Origin of the sequence: Paraburkholderia pallida, from assembly GCF_004524855.1 — a bacterium.
In the GTDB taxonomy this organism is placed as follows: domain Bacteria; phylum Pseudomonadota; class Gammaproteobacteria; order Burkholderiales; family Burkholderiaceae; genus Paraburkholderia; species Paraburkholderia oxyphila.
Map to the genome: position 1 here is coordinate 581,403 of NZ_CP038151.1, position 15,389 is coordinate 596,791.

The 15,389-nt window shown below is 62.4% G+C and carries 13 protein-coding genes; 5 read left to right on the forward strand and 8 right to left on the reverse strand.

All coding sequences use genetic code 11. The features are described from left to right. Positions 1 to 98 precede the first annotated feature (98 nt). From E1956_RS37485 to E1956_RS37495, 3 genes are read left to right on the forward strand one after another with little or no spacing between them, the layout of a single operon-like run. Positions 99 to 1,580, forward strand: coding sequence for an NAD-dependent succinate-semialdehyde dehydrogenase (locus E1956_RS37485; RefSeq protein ID WP_134758408.1), 1,482 nt, complete (start codon positions 99 to 101; stop codon positions 1,578 to 1,580). After that, the gene (locus E1956_RS37490; protein WP_134758409.1) at positions 1,577 to 2,830 is read left to right on the forward strand and encodes an iron-containing alcohol dehydrogenase; all 1,254 of its coding nucleotides are present in this window, start codon (positions 1,577 to 1,579) and stop codon (positions 2,828 to 2,830) included. Before E1956_RS37485 ends, E1956_RS37490 begins: the two co-directional genes overlap by 4 nt. Beyond that, entirely contained in the window at positions 2,827 to 3,783 is a 957-nt protein-coding gene (locus E1956_RS37495) for a 3-hydroxyacyl-CoA dehydrogenase (protein ID WP_232072369.1), read from the forward strand. The genes E1956_RS37490 and E1956_RS37495 overlap by 4 nt, the downstream gene beginning before the upstream one ends. Before the next feature lie 161 nt (positions 3,784 to 3,944). Here the strand turns inward: E1956_RS37495 and E1956_RS37500 are convergent, their stop codons facing one another. Both E1956_RS37500 and E1956_RS37505 read right to left on the reverse strand, forming a co-directional pair. Continuing rightward, a complete protein-coding gene (locus E1956_RS37500; RefSeq protein ID WP_134758410.1) occupies positions 3,945 to 5,279 on the reverse strand; it encodes an ABC transporter ATP-binding protein in 1,335 nt (444 codons plus the stop codon). Positions 5,280 to 5,290: 11 nt separating this feature from the next. Next, a complete protein-coding gene (locus E1956_RS37505; protein ID WP_134758411.1) occupies positions 5,291 to 7,042 on the reverse strand; it encodes an ABC transporter permease in 1,752 nt (583 codons plus the stop codon). Positions 7,043 to 7,741: 699 nt separating this feature from the next. Between E1956_RS37505 and pyk the strand changes: the two genes are divergently transcribed. Beyond that, positions 7,742 to 9,160: a pyruvate kinase gene (gene pyk / locus E1956_RS37510; RefSeq protein ID WP_134758412.1), complete on the forward strand. Its 1,419-nt coding sequence runs from the start codon at positions 7,742 to 7,744 to the stop codon at positions 9,158 to 9,160. A gap of 27 nt (positions 9,161 to 9,187) precedes the next feature. On the opposite strand, the gene E1956_RS37515 is transcribed toward pyk, so the two are convergent. The 3 genes from E1956_RS37515 to E1956_RS37525 all read right to left on the reverse strand — a co-directional run bounded on the left by E1956_RS37515 (position 9,188) and on the right by E1956_RS37525 (position 12,072). Continuing rightward, positions 9,188 to 10,063, reverse strand: a complete 876-nt coding sequence (locus tag E1956_RS37515; RefSeq protein WP_134758413.1) for a LysR family transcriptional regulator — start codon at positions 10,061 to 10,063, stop codon at positions 9,188 to 9,190. Positions 10,064 to 10,260: 197 nt separating this feature from the next. Next, positions 10,261 to 11,136, reverse strand: a complete 876-nt coding sequence (locus E1956_RS37520) for a hypothetical protein (protein WP_232072371.1) — start codon at positions 11,134 to 11,136, stop codon at positions 10,261 to 10,263. Positions 11,137 to 11,205: 69 nt separating this feature from the next. Beyond that, positions 11,206 to 12,072, reverse strand: a complete 867-nt coding sequence (locus E1956_RS37525; RefSeq protein ID WP_134758414.1) for a DMT family transporter — start codon at positions 12,070 to 12,072, stop codon at positions 11,206 to 11,208. 416 nt (positions 12,073 to 12,488) lie between these two features. Between E1956_RS37525 and E1956_RS37530 the strand changes: the two genes are divergently transcribed. After that, complete coding sequence (locus E1956_RS37530) at positions 12,489 to 13,790, forward strand: aspartate aminotransferase family protein (RefSeq protein ID WP_134758415.1); 1,302 nt, start codon at positions 12,489 to 12,491, stop codon at positions 13,788 to 13,790. Positions 13,791 to 13,844: 54 nt separating this feature from the next. Here E1956_RS37530 and E1956_RS37535 read toward each other — a convergent pair whose 3' ends face one another. Genes E1956_RS37535 through E1956_RS37545 form a run of 3 tightly spaced genes read right to left on the reverse strand, consistent with a single transcriptional unit; the run spans position 13,845 to position 15,198 of the window. Further along, entirely contained in the window at positions 13,845 to 14,213 is a 369-nt protein-coding gene (locus tag E1956_RS37535; protein ID WP_134758416.1) for a DUF2784 domain-containing protein, read from the reverse strand. A 33-nt stretch (positions 14,214 to 14,246) separates the two neighbouring features. Continuing rightward, positions 14,247 to 14,642 (reverse strand): hypothetical protein, encoded by a 396-nt coding sequence (locus E1956_RS37540; protein ID WP_134758417.1) that lies wholly within the window; start codon positions 14,640 to 14,642, stop codon positions 14,247 to 14,249. 55 nt (positions 14,643 to 14,697) lie between these two features. Beyond that, positions 14,698 to 15,198, reverse strand: coding sequence for a PRC-barrel domain-containing protein (locus E1956_RS37545; protein WP_134758418.1), 501 nt, complete (start codon positions 15,196 to 15,198; stop codon positions 14,698 to 14,700). Positions 15,199 to 15,389 lie beyond the last annotated feature (191 nt).

A 15,389-nucleotide genomic window follows, 5' to 3' on the forward strand; every position in this document is an offset into this window, starting at 1 on the left:
GAAGCGATTTCTTCAATCATCTCGTCATCCCATAAGAGCGTATTACGAACAGACGTATATGCAGCCGGGACGGCAAGCAGAAAACGGAGGAGAAGGACATGCAAATGAAGGTCACCGATGTGAGTCTGAGCGAGGCCGTGCCCCGCACATTGTTCATCGACGGCGTCTGGCGCGAAGCGCAGGCGTCGTTCGAAGTAGTCAATCCCGCGACTGGGCGCGCACTGGCGACGGTGGCCGATGCTTCGCTCACCGACGCGAGGGATGCACTGGACGCTGCCGTCGCCGCGCAGGCGGTATGGCACGCAGTCGCGCCGCGTGAGCGCGCCAATCTTTTCCATCGTGCCCATGCGCTCCTGATCGAGCGCGCCGAGCTCTTTGCTCAGACGATGACACTCGAGAGCGGCAAGCCGCTGACCGAGTCGCGCGGAGAATTCAAGCTCTCGGCCGAGTTCTTCCTGTGGTACGCGGAGCAGATTGCGCATCTGCATGGAACGTTTGCGGACGGCTCGCATGGCGGCTATCGGATTGTCGCGACGCATCAACCCGTCGGACCGTGCCTCCTCGTGACGCCCTGGAACTTCCCGCTGCTGATGATCGCCCGCAAGGCGGGGGCGGCGCTTGCGGCGGGTTGCACGGTCGTGACGAAATCGGCGCGCGAAACGCCCTTTACCTCGGCGCTTTTCGTGAAGGTGCTCGAGGACGCGGGATTCCCTGCTGGCGTGATCAACCTCATCCATACGACCGATGCCGCTGGCGTTTCTTCGCAGTTGATGTCCGATCGCCGTCTGCGCAAGGTGAGCTTCACCGGCTCGACGGGGGTGGGCAGCACGCTGCTTTCGCAGGCCGCTCAGCACATTATCAATGCGTCGATGGAACTGGGCGGAGATGGGCCGTTTATCGTCCTTGACGATGCGGATATCGATGCCGCGGTCGAAAGCGCCATCGTCTGCAAATTCCGCAATGCGGGTCAGGCCTGTGTCGCAGCGAACCGCATCATTGTTCACGAGGACGTCGAGGAGGAATTCACGCGCAAGTTTGTCGAGAAGACCAGGGCGCTGCGCGTGGGCAATGGCCTGGACACAGTGGACGTCGGCCCGATCGTGTCGGCTCGCCAGCGCGACCGTGTCGAACGCATGGTGAATCAGTTGACCGAGGCGGGCGCCGAGGTGCTCACGGGCGGCAAGGCGCTCGCGGGCGACGGCTACTTCTACGAACCCACGGTGATGCGCTTCACCGGTGCTTGCGAGGCGCTGCGCGACGAGGAGCTGTTCGCGCCGGTGGCTGCCATCTTCCCGGTGAAGTCGACGGCGCAAGCGCTCGCGTTTGCCAACGACACCTGCTACGGGCTGGCGGCGTACCTGTTCACGCGCGATATCTCGCGTGCCATCGCCCTTGGCGAGCACCTGGATTTCGGCATGGTCGGCATCAATCGCGGCATCATGGCGGACCCGGCCGCGCCGTTCGGTGGCATCAAGGCCTCCGGTCTGGGCCGCGAAGGCGGTCATGACGGCATCTATGAGTTTCTCGAGCCCAAGTATCTGGCCATCACCGTGAAGCCCGCGCAGGAGATCCTGGCATGAACGACAACATCCTCGGCCTTGGGCTCCTGCGCCAACCGAAGAGTGTGCTCTTTGGACCGGGCCAGCGCCGGCAACTGCCGTACATTGCGAAGAGCATTGCGTCGTCGGTGCTCATCGTCACCGACGCACGGATGGCCGCGAGCGAGACCTTTCATGAAATCAGGCACAGTCTCGAGGACCACGGCATTGCCGTCTCGGTCTACGCCGAGACCGAGCCGGATCTGCCGCGCGAGAACATCCTCGCGGTGGTGAACCGGTATGCGCATGGCACGGCCTCGTGTGCGATCGACGCGGTCATCGGGATTGGCGGCGGCAGTTGCCTCGATCTCGCCAAGGTCTGCGCTGTCGCGCTCGTGAACCAGCACGACGTCCGCGACTATTACGGGGAGTTCCGCGTCCCGGCGCCGGGTCTGCCGGTGATCACCGTGCCGACGACCGGTGGCACGGGTGCCGAAGTGACCTGTATCTCCGTCGTGTACGACCGCGACAAGGGCATGAAGCTCGGCATCGCGAGCCCCCATCTCGAGCCTTACGCGGCGGTGATCGATCCCGAGCTGACGTTGACGTGTCCGCCGGGATTGACGGCGGCCACGGCGGCGGATGCGCTGTCACACCTTGTCGAAGCGTTCACGGCCCGGGCAAAGAACCCCACGCCGGAGGAAATCGACACGAAACTGTACGCAGGCAAGAACCGCCTGACTGACCTCTTCGCGGGCCAGGGACTGGCGCTTCTGAACACGAGCCTCGCGCGCGTGATCGATTCGCCAGGCGATATTGCCGCGCGTGCCGACGTCATGTTCGCCGCTTACTGTGCAGGGATGGCAATCAACACGACCGGCACCGCCGGTGCGCACGCCATCCAGTCGCCGATGGCGACGTACTGCGATGCGCCGCACGGCTTCGGCGTGGGTGCGCTGCTGCCCTATATCATGCGGTTCAACCTGCCGTCGCGCGTGGAAGCCTTTGCCGAGATGGGGCGCATCTTCGGCGTGGCGCAGGCATCGCAATCCACCCTCGAGCAGGCCCAGGCGGCAATCCTGCGTGTCGAGGCGCTGCTGGAGACGGCTCGTGCACCACTGGATCTCAAGTCGATTGGTCTGAAGCCCGAGCAATTTGACGCCATTGCGGACCAGGCCATGCAGGCGACGCGATTGCTCGCCAACAATCCCCGCACACTCACGAAGCAGGCAATCGTCGCTATCCTGCAGAAGGGCTATGAAGGCGACCGAAGCTGGTGGGAGATTGCATGAATACGATCAACGACCCGCATGAGATGGGCTCGGTCACGCCGACGATCGCCATACTCGGGGCTGGATCGATTGGCGTATCGCTCTGCATCGTATTCGCGCGCGCAGGTTGCCAGGTTCGGATGTGGGACGTGGACGGCGCGGCGCTATCCCGGGCGCAGCGCGAGCTCGATGCCAAGCTCGCCCAGCTTGCCCGCGCCAACACCCTGAGCGAGTTGCCCGGGACGCTGCTCGCACGGGTGACCTGGCACGAGTCGCTCGAGGACGCGGTGAAGGGTGCCGCACTCGTGCAAGAGTGCATCCCGGAGCAACTCGAGCTGAAGCAGCGCTTGCTTGCGGACCTTGCCGTTCTCGCGCCGGCGGATGCGGTGCTCGCGAGTTCCACTTCGGCAATTACGCCTTCGGCGCTCGCTGAGGGAAGCGCCGTTGCCGGGCGCATTCTCGTAGGTCATCCAGCGAACCCGCCGTGGCTGCTGCCGGTTATTGAAGTTGTTCCGTCGGTTCACACCAACCCCGCCTGCACTCAGCGGGCGTGTGCCATCTACAGGCAGGGTGGTCTGACGCCTGTGATGGTTCGGCAGGAAGTAGAGGGCTTCGTGTTCAATCGTCTGCAGGGGGCGGTGCTGCGTGAAGCGTATTGCCTCGTTCGAGATGGTGTTATTTCGGTGGCGGACCTCGACGCTATCGTGACGTTGGGGCTCGGTCGTCGTTGGGGTGTGGTTGGCCCATTTGAAACGGCAGATCTGAATACGCGCGGCGGCATTGCTTCGCACGCCAAAAAGATGGGGGCGGCGTACGCCCGTATGGGTGCCGAGCGTGGGCAACACGACCCCTGGACCGATGAGCTGGTCGAGGAAGTGTCGCGTCAACGTCGGGAGATCCTGGAAATCGGGGATTGGGAGGCGCGCGTGCAGTGGCGCGACGAGCAATTGTTGAAGCAGGCGGGCCGTTCGTAGGCGCTCCAGCGGGCCCTGGCGCAAATGAGATCGGCGAACCGGTCAGGGCTATCGGAAAACGGGTTGCGGGTTTTTCGGATTTGTCGGCTACGGTCCGCGCGAGTGTCCGGCCAACTTGTGAGCGGGGGCGCCTGCCATGCCTGTGCGCCCCTGGCGATCGATCAGGTCTCTACGTCGGCCAGACTGAAATTCTCTGTCTTGTCGCTGTACGAAAAGATCTCGCCGTATCGGCCCCAGTCGATCACGGCGTCCAGCGTTTCCTCTGCTGCACCGTCGGTCAGGAAGTCTTCGAGCTCCTGCTCGAAGCGCACACGCGGTGCACGGTGGCCTGGGCGCTCGTCCAGCACCTTCTTGATGCGCGCCGCGAGCGGCACGTTGCGCAGCAGATACTCGGCGAACATCATCTTGCGTTCCTGAGTGCCGAACTCCGCAAACTTGCGGCCGGCCTGCGTGAGGGACACGTCGCCTTCGCTGACGTCGGCAAAACCCAGGTGCTGGAGCGTTTCCGCGATCGGGAACAGGTCGTCGATCTCGAGCTGCAACGTCCGTGCGATCTCGGGCATGTCCGCGTGGCCGTTGTACGGTTCGGCGGCCAGCGTCTCGATCAGACCGGCAATCAGATTGGTGGACACCTGTGGCAGCCGGGAGCCGAGATCGAGCGCTTTCTTCGTGATCTCGCCGGTCTCGCGCGCGGTCATCTTTGCGTAGATGTCGTCCACGAGCTTGCGGAACGCCTGATCGAGCCGGTTGCGCGGATGCGCGAACGGCACCTTGATCTCCGCGACGACGCGGCCCGGATTCGACGAAAGCACGAGAATGCGGTCGCACATGAACACCGCTTCCTCGATGTTGTGCGTGACGATCAGCACCGACTTGATCGGCAGGCGGCGCTGCGTCCACAGGTCGAGCAGGTCGGTGCGCAGCGTCTCCGCGGTGAGCACATCGAGCGCGGAGAACGGCTCGTCCATCAGCATGAGCGTGGGGTCGACCACGAGCGCGCGTGCAAAGCCCACGCGCTGACGCATGCCGCCCGAGAGCTCGCGCGGATACGCGTTCTCGAAGCCATCGAGACCGATCAGGTCGATGGCCGCCAGCGCACGTTCGCGCCGCGGCTGGGGGCCCACGCCGATCGCCTCGAGGCCGGCTTCGACGTTTTCCAGCACGGTGAGCCACGGGAACAGCGCGAAGGTCTGGAACACCATCGCCACGCCTTCGGCCGGTCCTTGCAGCGCTTTGCCCATGTAGGTCACGTCGCCGCTGGTCGGCTGGATGAGGCCGGCGATGATGCGCAAGAGCGTGGACTTGCCCGAGCCCGATCGGCCGAGCAGACCGACGATTTCGCCCTCGCGCAGCGAGAGGTTCACATCGTCGAGGACCAGCAGTTCGCTCTGGTTCTTGTCGAAGCCCCGGCTGACGTGCTGCACGTCGAGGACCTGCTCGCCGAGGCGCGGCGAAGCCTCGAGCACGTCGGCGGTGATGGTTCTAGCGTATTGCATGGGATGTCCTCTCAATCAAGTCGAAGTCTGGATTCGGCATAGGCATAAAGGGGACGCCACAACGTGCGGTTGAACAGCGTGACGAACAGGGACATGACCGCGATGCCCAGAATGATCTTCGGGAAATCGCCGGCGGCCGTGGTCTGCGCGATATAGGCGCCCAGGCCGTGGGCGACGACCTTGGTGTCGCCCCACTGCACGAATTCGGAGACGATGCTCGCGTTCCACGCGCCACCGGAAGCCGTGATCGCGCCCGTCACGTAGTAGGGGAAGATGCCGGGCAGCATCACCTTGCGCCACCATTGCCAGCCGCGAATGTGGAAGTTCTTCGCCGCCTCCTTGTAATCGTTCGGATAGGCGGTGGCGCCGGCGATCACGTTGAAAAGGATGTACCACTGCGTGCCGAGCACGATCAGCGGCGAGAGCCAGATGTCCGGGTTCAGGTGGAAGCGCACGATCACGATTACGAACACCGGGAACAGCAGGTTCGCCGGGAACGCCGCGAGGAATTGCGCGAGCGGCTGAATTTTCTCGGCGAGCGCGGGACGCAGGCCGATCAGCACGCCGAGCGGCACCCAGATCACGGAGGAAATCGCGATCAGCAGCACTACGCGCAACAGCGTGATGAGCCCGAGCACGAAGACATGGCCGACCTCGTCGAGCGTGACACCGGTGCGTACGTAAGCGACCACCCGCCAGACGACGTAGACGGTCAGCACCAGCACGAGGATGCCCCAGATGATGTCGCCGACGAGTGTCGACGACTGCCGCTCGGAACGGCTGGCACGTTTGGTATCCGCCAAGGGCAGGTGAACCGGAATTCGTGCTGCCGTCGCGAGCAGCACGCCCGCGGGCATGAGCAGACGGTGGATCAAACGGGTGCGCCGCATCGTGTCGAGCAGCCAGGACTCCGGCGCGTTACCCGAGCTCGTGGTCTCCATGCGGAATTTGTCGGCCCACGCGACGAGCGGCCGGAACAGCAACTGGTCGTACGCAAGAATCACGACCGTCATGGCGAGGATCACCCAGCCGATGGCGTGCAGATTCTTGTCGTTGATCGCCTGGGCCAGATAGGCGCCAATGCCCGGCAGCGTAATCGTATTGTTGCCTACTGTAATGGCTTCGGAGGCAACAACGAAGAACCATCCGCCCGACATCGACATCATCATGTTCCAGATGAGACCCGGCATCGAGAACGGCACGTCCAGCTTCCAGAAACGCTGCCAGCCCGTCAGGTGAAAACCGCGCGAAACTTCGTCGAGATCGTTGGGCACCGTGCGCAGCGACTGGTAGAAGCTGAAGGTCATGTTCCACGCCTGGCTTGTCCAGATCGCAAAGATCGCAGCCAGCTCGGCGCCGAGCACACGTCCAGGGAAGAGCGACAGAAAGAACGTGACCGTAAACGAGATATAGCCGAGCACGGGCACCGACTGCAGGATGTCGAGGATTGGCACCAGCACTTTTTCGGCGCGGCGGCTCTTCGCTGCAAGCGTGCCGTAAGTCAAGGTGAAGACGAGCGAGGCGATCATCGCCGCGAGCATGCGCAGCGTGGTGCGCATCGCATACTCCGGCAACATCGCGGGGTCGAGCGAGATCACCTGGGTCTTCAGCGTCGACATGGGGGCAAGCGTCTGATGAAAGCCGATCGACGCCATCGCGATCAGCCCGATAATCAGAGGAAAGGCGACAAAGTCCCATGCATTCGGGAGCAACCGCTGAGCGGAAACGTTCGCCGTGCGGTTCAGATTGAAACTGAACTCCATCGCTGGTCTCCTGGACGACGAGTGTTCGTGGACAGTGAAATCCTGCTGTAATGCTTATGAGAATGATTCAGCTCGCGACTGCGGCGATGCAGTGCCGCAGCGTCCGATCATGGCGCACATTCGTGACGGGAACTTTGCAGAGCCTGTGAAAGCCGCGCTTCGGGGAGGCGCCGGAGGTCAGCCATCCGGGGAGGGCGAGCGGCTTCGCGCTCTGTTGCCGGTCCGGGTTGTTTTTCGTGTTGTTCTGACCGGGCTTCGAAGGCTGAGAATACCAATGAGGTGCCAGGCTCGTCATTCGACCTGGCCGAAGCGGCCGCCATCGCAGCGATATATCCAGTTAGTTATGCAGATGTTTTGATCGGCGATTGGCTTGGGGCGTCATCATAGAAGAACGTCGAGACGCCTGGAATGCCCCTCGCGGGAAATCAGTATTGCGCGCGAGGGATAACCGCCTGCGAGCATTGACCGACAAGCCATTGCGCGATTTTCGCCCCGCGCCAGGGGTTTTCCAGCGCTATCCGGGCCGAGCGGCATTTTTTACCCTCCCCGCATTCGAACCTCACGCCCCGCAGCCCGGCGCGCCAGCGCGCCGGAGCAGATCCCAGAGTCTCATGTGTGCAGCCCCACACTGACGAACGTTCATGAGTTTCGCGTGCCCCCATTGGAGGGGCGCGGCGCAACGTAGTCCGCGGAGAGGAAATGAAGCGAAATCGTAATGCCAAGATCATAGCCACGCTCGGGCCGGCCAGTTCGGACCCGAAGGTCATCCGCGCGCTTTTTGAGGCCGGTGTCGACGTCTTCCGGCTGAATTTCAGCCACGGCACGCACGAAGATCATAGCCAGCGTCATGCGGAAATTCGCCGGCTGGAGCAGGAGTACGGCCGCCCGGTCGGCATTCTGCTCGATCTCCAGGGGCCGAAGCTGCGCCTGGGCACGTTCGAGAACGGCGCCGCGGAACTCGCCGTCGGCGCTCGCTTCCGTCTGGACCTCGATACGACGCCGGGCAGCCAGGTGCGCGCGCCGCTCCCGCATCCCGAGATCTTTCAGGCCATCAAGCCGGGTTCGGAACTGCTGCTCGACGACGGCAAGATCCGTCTGCGCGTGGAAGAGTCGGGCGATAGCTTCGCCGAGACCGTCGTGCTGGCGGGCGGGCGCATTTCCGACCGCAAGGGCGTGAACGTGCCGGGCTCCCATCTGCCGATCTCCCCGCTCACGAAGAAGGACCGCGCGGATCTCGCGTTCGGCCTCGAGCTTGGCGTCGACTGGGTGGCGCTCTCGTTCGTGCAATGCGTGGAGGATGTCGAGGAAGCGCGCGCGCTGATCGGCGACCGCGCATGGATCATGGCGAAGCTCGAGAAGCCGCTGGCGATCGATCACCTCGAAGGCATCGTCCAGCGTTGCGACGGCGTGATGGTGGCGCGCGGCGACCTCGGCGTGGAGCTGCCGGCCGAGCAGATTCCGGAGCTGCAGCGCCGCATCATTCGCGAATGCCGCCGCGTCGGCCGGGTGGTCGTGGTGGCGACGCAGATGCTCGAATCGATGACGAATTCGCCGGTGCCCACGCGTGCGGAAACCTCGGACGTCGCCGGCGCGATTTACGAAGGCGCCGACGCGGTGATGCTCTCGGCCGAATCGGCAAGCGGCAAGTTCCCGCTCGAGGCGGTCACCACGATGAACCGCATCATCGAGCGCGTGGAGCGCGACCCGGCTTACCGAGAGCAGATCGACGCCTCGCACACGCGCGCCGATGCGACGGTCGCCGATTCAATCTGCTGCGCGCTCAGGAAGGCCGTGCAATTGATCGAGCCGGCCGTGACCGTCACCTACACGAGCTCGGGCTTCACGAGCTTGCGGGCGGCCCGCGAGCGTGCCTCGTCGCGCATCGTCGCGTTGACGCCTTCGGAGACGGTTGCACGCCGCCTCGCGCTGACCTGGGGCGTTCACGCGGTGCCGCGCGTGGAGGCGTCCAACGTCGACGAGATGATCGGCCTCGCATGCCGCGCGGCGGTGAGCGAAGGCTTCGGCCGTGAAGGCGACCTCGTGGCGATTGCTGCCGGCTTGCCGTTCGGTGAATCGGGCACGACGAACCTGCTGCAGATCGCGAAGATCACGGGCTGAGCGTCTCGCGCCAGTTCGCAGCGCCCCTCATAGCAACGGCAGCGTGAGCCGGATGTGCTCGGCAAACGCGGCGGTGAGATGCGAGGGGCGCTTGTGTTCGAACTTCAAGGTAATCCCCACAGCGGGCAAGGGCGGCAGGCCGGGATCGCCGTGCAGGATCGCGAGGTCTGCCGGCACTGCCGTCTGCGTCATCACCGCGAAGGCCTGTCCCGAGCGCACCAGCGCGGTCAGGCCGGCGAGGCTGCTGCTCGCATAGGCGAGGCGGTAAGCGCGGCCGACACGTTGCAGCGCTTCGCACGCGGCGATGTGGTCGAGCGTGTCCGGGTCGGAGAGCGCGAGCGGCAACGGATCGAAGTGCGCCGGGTCCAGCCCCGGATAGCCGATCCAAACGAGCTGCTCATGGCGAATGATGGCGTCGTCCGCGCTGTCTCTCATTCCCTCACGCCTATCCGGCAACGAAATCATCGCGAGATCCACGGCGCGGTTTTCGAGCTGCTCGATGAGGCGCGGCGTGGGCCCGCAAACGACCTCCACGAGCGCCTGCGGGTGCTGGCGCGAAAACTCGCGCAGCAGCGCGGGCAGAAACACGGCGGCATAGTCGTCCGGGCAGCCGAAGCGGATCGTCCCCGTCAAGCCCTTGCCGCAGAGGTCCGCCATCGCCTCGTCGTGCAGCCGCAGCATGCGCTGGGCGTGGATCAACAGGCGCTCGCCTGGATTGGTCAGCACCACGCCGCGGCCGGTGCGCTGGAATAGCGGCTGATCGACTATTTCTTCAAGACGCTTCATCTGCTGGCTCAGCGCGGACTGCGTGCGGCCGATACGGCTGGCCGCGCGGCTCAGCGAGCGCACTTCGGCAATGACCGCAAACGAACGTAGCAGATCGATTTCGAGCGACTGAGTCAAGTTATTCGCCTTTGTTGTTCCTTGGAGCGCGTGCGTCATGCGATGGATCGAGCGAAGACGTTGGCTCATCGAGTATGACGTATGAGATTGACGTCCAGCGTGCAAGCGGTACACATCATTGCTCCTCGCCGCAGAAAAAGGACTTTGCCCTGCGCGGCAAGCGGCATATTGCGAATGGATTGATGCAATAGCGTCGCCTAGATGCGATTGACGACGTAAGGGGCGTGACCAAATTCAAGATGTCTTTCGTTCGCGAAGTTGTACATCTTGATCTCTCGACCTCGTTTGAAGCTGGAAATGACATCACTGAGGATATTGACGTTATATACGACTGATGCTCGTGCTGTCGGCAACGTGAGATTGAGGACAGCATGGTAGACAGGCTGGATTTCGCCCTCGGAAAGCTGGGTCAGCAGCGAGCCTGCGATGACGAGTGCTTGATCTTTTGCCAGATCGACGAGGCATTCCTTATCGCCCTGGAAAACGACAAGACCTGGGGCGTTCGGCTTGATAACCGTGATCAGATGCCCATCCTCGTGCTTACTTTGCAGATATCGGTGGTTGCCAAGGCGCAGTTCTTCGCGATAGTGATTGAATTGAAGATATGAGTCGTCGCGAGTCTGGATTTCGGGTGCATAGCCGTATCGCTTGCGGATCTCATCGATGATATTCTGTCCATACGTAGCTACCTGTGCCTCATAGCTTGCGATTCTGGAATAAAATTCGCTTCGGCTGAACGGATACTGCTCGTGTTCTGCCCTGAAACGATGCCAGTAATTGAATATCTCGCATCGATCCCGATTTTCCTTCCCAATAAACGAGTAACCGATAGGGAAGTAACCGTCTGTTCTTTCAATGAAGCTGAACGCTTCTTTGTCCAGAAATCCAATGCTTCCGGCAAGCTGTTGGAGGGCCTCGAAGTCCTCTTGCATCCCGGGCGAAATCGAGATAATTGTGTAGCCGCGCGTTACGATTTCGGTTGCCCAGAAATTCCACGGCGCAGTGTTATCGACCTTGTTGTCAATCACGACAAGTCCACTAGATGCATTAAGTTTATCGAAAATGTTGGGCATAGCGTTCTCCACTTACTGAAAAAGGGAAACACACACAGGGAAACTCGTCGTCCTTCAACAGACGGCACATCAATCAGGAATAATTCGAAGCCGCGGGTGAAACTCGGTGATAATCATCGCAATGACAATTAACACTGCGCCTGCGAGGTTGACGGAGTTGAGTCGGTCTCCGCCTATGAAGTATCCGAATAGTCCCCCGAACACCGGTTCCAGCACGAGGATTAGTGCGATCCGGCTTGGAGGGGATTCCACTTGGGCCTTGGTCTGCACAAAATACCCGACTGCCGTGCCTCCAATGCCAACGATGACAACCGTCCATATTGGCTGTGGCGTCCGGGGAATCGAAAACTCACCGGACGTGACTGACCACGTCAGGGAGAGGAGTCCGACAATGAGAACTTGAATGAACGCCAGCAACTCGACGTCCGAGCCTTTGCTTTGCTTGGACAGTACGACAATATGCAGGGCGGTAAAGACCGCACAACCGAGGACGAGCACGTCTCCAACGTGTACCGAAAGATCTTGGACCGTCAGCAGCGCGAGCCCTGTCGCGGCAACGATTGCTCCGACAATTTGTTGTCGATTTGGACTGATTTGAAGCGTCCAGAACGCGAATATTGGAGCAAAGATGACTGCAAGGCCGGTGATGAAGCTGGCATTCGAGGCGGTGGTGAACGCGATTCCCACCGTTTGAAGCGCAAACGCAAGAAACAGCACAAGTCCGGGCAGAAGGCCGCGCCGTGCCTCTCGCCAAACAATCTGCCGCCGCCGGCGGAGCAAAACAATGAGCATCACCGTCGCTCCCATCAGGAACCGACACGCATTGAATGCTGAGGCGCTCAGTACTTCAAGTGATTCATGTATTGCCACGAATGACCAGCCCCACAGCACGGTGACGCTGATGAGGGCAGTAGCCCAGAGGGTTTCGGATTTCATGGTCTTGGCGCTCGCTTGCTGGTCGTGTCGTTGCGCATCTTCGTGGAAAATACATTGCAAATTCTTTGTGCTTGTGGCGCGACTCATGCGGAACAAGCTTAGTAATCAGATTTTATATAATCAATGCGACAATGTCCGTTTGATTTTTATTTTATGATTTGGATTAATATTGCCTTGATATTTTGTTGATTGCAGATTCGGTGGGTATGCGCGTTGCTGTTGATGCAGCAGCAATTTCTTATGGACGTTGCGGCGAGAATCTTTCTAAATGCTTTCTGGTGATATTAGCATTTTTTCTGGCTCGCATTAAAACTATTCGATTCTATAAAACCAGAGGCGCGCCTACACTGCAAGTCATTCCCGCCACGCACCCGCATGTGCCCGGCATGTACCGGCCAACCACGAGGAGAAACATCGTGTCCCGCAACGACGACGCAACGTTTTGGCGCAACGCCAGGCAGCACCTCATCCGTTATGGCGGCACGTTCGAGCCGATGATCATCGAGCGCGCCAAGGGCAGCTTCGTCTACGACGCGGATGGCCGCGCGATTCTCGATTTCACCTCGGGGCAGATGAGCGCGGTGCTGGGGCACAGCCACCCTGAAATCGTCTCGGTCATCAACGAGTACGCCGGCAAGCTCGATCACCTCTTCAGCGGCATGCTCTCGCGGCCCGTGGTCGATCTCGCGACGCGTCTGGCCGAAGTCACGCCCGCCGGACTCGACCGCGCGCTTTTACTGAGTACCGGCGCGGAGTCCAACGAGGCCGCCATCCGCATGGCGAAACTCGTCACGGGCAAGTATGAAATCGTCGGCTTCGCCCAGTCGTGGCACGGCATGACGGGCGGCGCGGCGTCGGCGACCTATAGCGCGGGCCGCAAGGGCGTCGGCCCCGCCGCGGTCGGCTCGTTCGCGATACCGGCGCCTTTCCCGTACCGCCCGCGCTTCGAGCGCAACGGTCATTACGATCACCTTGCGGAGCTGGACTACGCCTTCGACCTCATCGATCGCCAGTCCAGCGGCAATCTCGCGGCCTTCATCGCCGAGCCGATCCTGAGCTCGGGCGGCATCATCGAGTTGCCCGAAGGCTATATGGCCGCGCTCAAGGGCAAATGCGAAGCGCGCGGCATGCTGCTGATTCTGGACGAGGCGCAAACCGGCGTGGGGCGCACCGGCACGATGTTCGCCTGCGAGCGCGACGGCGTGACGCCCGACATTCTCACGCTCTCGAAGACGTTGGGCGCGGGGCTGCCGCTCGCGGCCGTGGTGACTTCCGGGGAGATCGAGGAGCGCGCGCACGAGCTGGGCTACCTGTTCTACACGACGCACGTGTCCGATCCGCTGCCGGCCGCCGTCGGCCTGCGGGTGCTCGACGTGGTCGAGCGCGAGGGGCTGGTGGCGCGCGCGAACGTGATGGGCGAGCGGCTGCGGCGTGGCCTGCTGGATCTGATGGAGCGCTTCGAGTGCATCGGCGACGTGCGCGGACGCGGGCTGCTGCTCGGCATGGAGATCGTCAAGGACCGCCGCACCAAGGAACCCGCCGATGGGCTGGGCGCGAAGATCACGCGCGAGTGCATGAACCTCGGGCTCAGCATGAACATCGTGCAGTTGCCCGGCATGGGCGGCGTGTTCCGGATCGCGCCGCCGTTGACCGTGAGCGAAGAGGAGATCGACCTGGGGCTCTCGCTGCTCGGCCAGGCGATCGAGCGCTCACTGTAAGCGCGAGGTACGGGGATGGCCAGTTATCGCTGAATGCGCTTTTGAATGCACCGATCACACGCGCGGCGGAATGCGAAACCACGTGATCGCCACGACGAGCAGAAACATCACATAGGCGGTCGCGAACACCCAGCCCGGCAAGTCGTAATAGAGCCAGTAACTCACCCAGCGCTGGATGAAGCCTTGCGGACCCATGCTGCCGGACCGCAGCCAGTCTTCGAGCACCGTGAGCGGACACGGTATGTCGAGCACGGCAAGCAGCGAGACCACGCCTATCGCCACGAGATGCACGACGCGCAGCACGCGATTGCGCACCCAGCCGCGCTTGAGCCATGCGCCCACCCAGATCGCAAGCAGGCCGCCGACGATGAAGAGCACCAGCAGCGCATGCAGCACGAGAACGGTATTCGCCAGCCACTTCACGACGCGTATTCCCGATCGCTTGCCGTCACGCGCTCATTCGATGCTCGGGAAGTAGGCATCGCTCTCTGCATCGAATATCGCTTCGTCGAGCACCACGTCGAACGTGCAGGCGCCGCCGGGTTGGGCGGGATCCCGGCATGCTTCGAAGCGCGCGCGCACGCGCTGGCGGATGCGCTGCTGGATGGTGCGCCGTTGCGCGGTGCCAAGACCCGCGTAGCGTTCGAGCTGCACGCGTGTCGCGTGGATCGTGGCGGCGCAGCGCGCATCGAGGGTGGAGTCGCGATGCGAATCCACCACCCAGCTTAGATGCACGATAATCGCGTCGCCTTCTTCAAGGAGGCTCACCGTGGACGTCTTCGGCGAATCGAAGAGATGGGCCAGTGCGATCTGGATCTCCTCGAGCCGTTGCGCGAAATCGAATGTCTTCATGGTCGCTCCATGGGCGTGCGGGGTGGCTGCCGGCGCGCCGCACGCCTTATGCGCGTCATAGCTCGACGCCGCCGGCTCCAGGTGGCTCAGTCGGCTTTGGCGGTTCGTTCTTGCCGGAAGGCTCGGGTGCGTCCTCTTCCCAATGCGCGCGCGTGCCGTAATACTCGTGCAGCGTGGTCGCCCAGCCGATATCGGCCATGGCGGGCCAGTGGTGCTTGTCGAAGCCCGGCGCGTGCCGGATTTTTTCGGCCTTCACATTCAGCACGAAGCATTTGTGCGTCGTATCGAGCGTGAGCGCGGGCCAGGGCAGCGCCAGCAGCTTGTCGCCGATGCCGAGGAAGCCGCCGCACGACATGACGGCGTAGACGATGCGCCCGGTCTCGACTTCCAGCATGATCTCCTTGATCTTGCCGACTTCTTCGTCATCCGAACTGAAGACGCTGTCGCCCTCGAGCGTGCTCGCGCCCATGATGTAGGGGCCGGGACCGGCGGCGGTCGCGCTGCCTTTGCCGACGATATGTGCGCCGATATGCGGAGAATCAGGATTCGCAGGCATGATGTGCTCCCAATTAGACGACGAATGGCCATGAAACGGCCGGGCTGGCGTGACAGGGCAACGCCGGCGGGCTGCTTTCCATTCAAGCGTAGTCGATCTCCGCAGACACGTGGGTGGCCACATCGCGCGTTCCACGGCGGCGCTGGTCTTGCTGCGAGCGCCGTCTGCACAAACCAGCGCGACGGGCATGC

What these genes read in the sequence shown, in the direction of transcription:
- E1956_RS37485 (WP_134758408.1), top strand. Translation starts at nt 99, where the DNA reads ATGCAAATGAAGGTCACCGATGTGAGTCTGAGCGAGGCCGTGCCCCGC.
- E1956_RS37490 (WP_134758409.1), top strand. Translation starts at nt 1,577, where the DNA reads ATGAACGACAACATCCTCGGCCTTGGGCTCCTGCGCCAACCGAAGAGT.
- E1956_RS37495 (WP_232072369.1), top strand. Translation starts at nt 2,827, where the DNA reads ATGAATACGATCAACGACCCGCATGAGATGGGCTCGGTCACGCCGACG.
- E1956_RS37500 (WP_134758410.1), bottom strand. Translation starts at nt 5,279, where the DNA reads ATGCAATACGCTAGAACCATCACCGCCGACGTGCTCGAGGCTTCGCCG.
- E1956_RS37505 (WP_134758411.1), bottom strand. Translation starts at nt 7,042, where the DNA reads ATGGAGTTCAGTTTCAATCTGAACCGCACGGCGAACGTTTCCGCTCAG.
- pyk (WP_134758412.1), top strand. Translation starts at nt 7,742, where the DNA reads ATGAAGCGAAATCGTAATGCCAAGATCATAGCCACGCTCGGGCCGGCC.
- E1956_RS37520 (WP_232072371.1), bottom strand. Translation starts at nt 11,136, where the DNA reads ATGCCCAACATTTTCGATAAACTTAATGCATCTAGTGGACTTGTCGTG.
- E1956_RS37525 (WP_134758414.1), bottom strand. Translation starts at nt 12,072, where the DNA reads ATGAAATCCGAAACCCTCTGGGCTACTGCCCTCATCAGCGTCACCGTG.
- E1956_RS37540 (WP_134758417.1), bottom strand. Translation starts at nt 14,642, where the DNA reads ATGAAGACATTCGATTTCGCGCAACGGCTCGAGGAGATCCAGATCGCA.
- E1956_RS37545 (WP_134758418.1), bottom strand. Translation starts at nt 15,198, where the DNA reads ATGCCTGCGAATCCTGATTCTCCGCATATCGGCGCACATATCGTCGGC.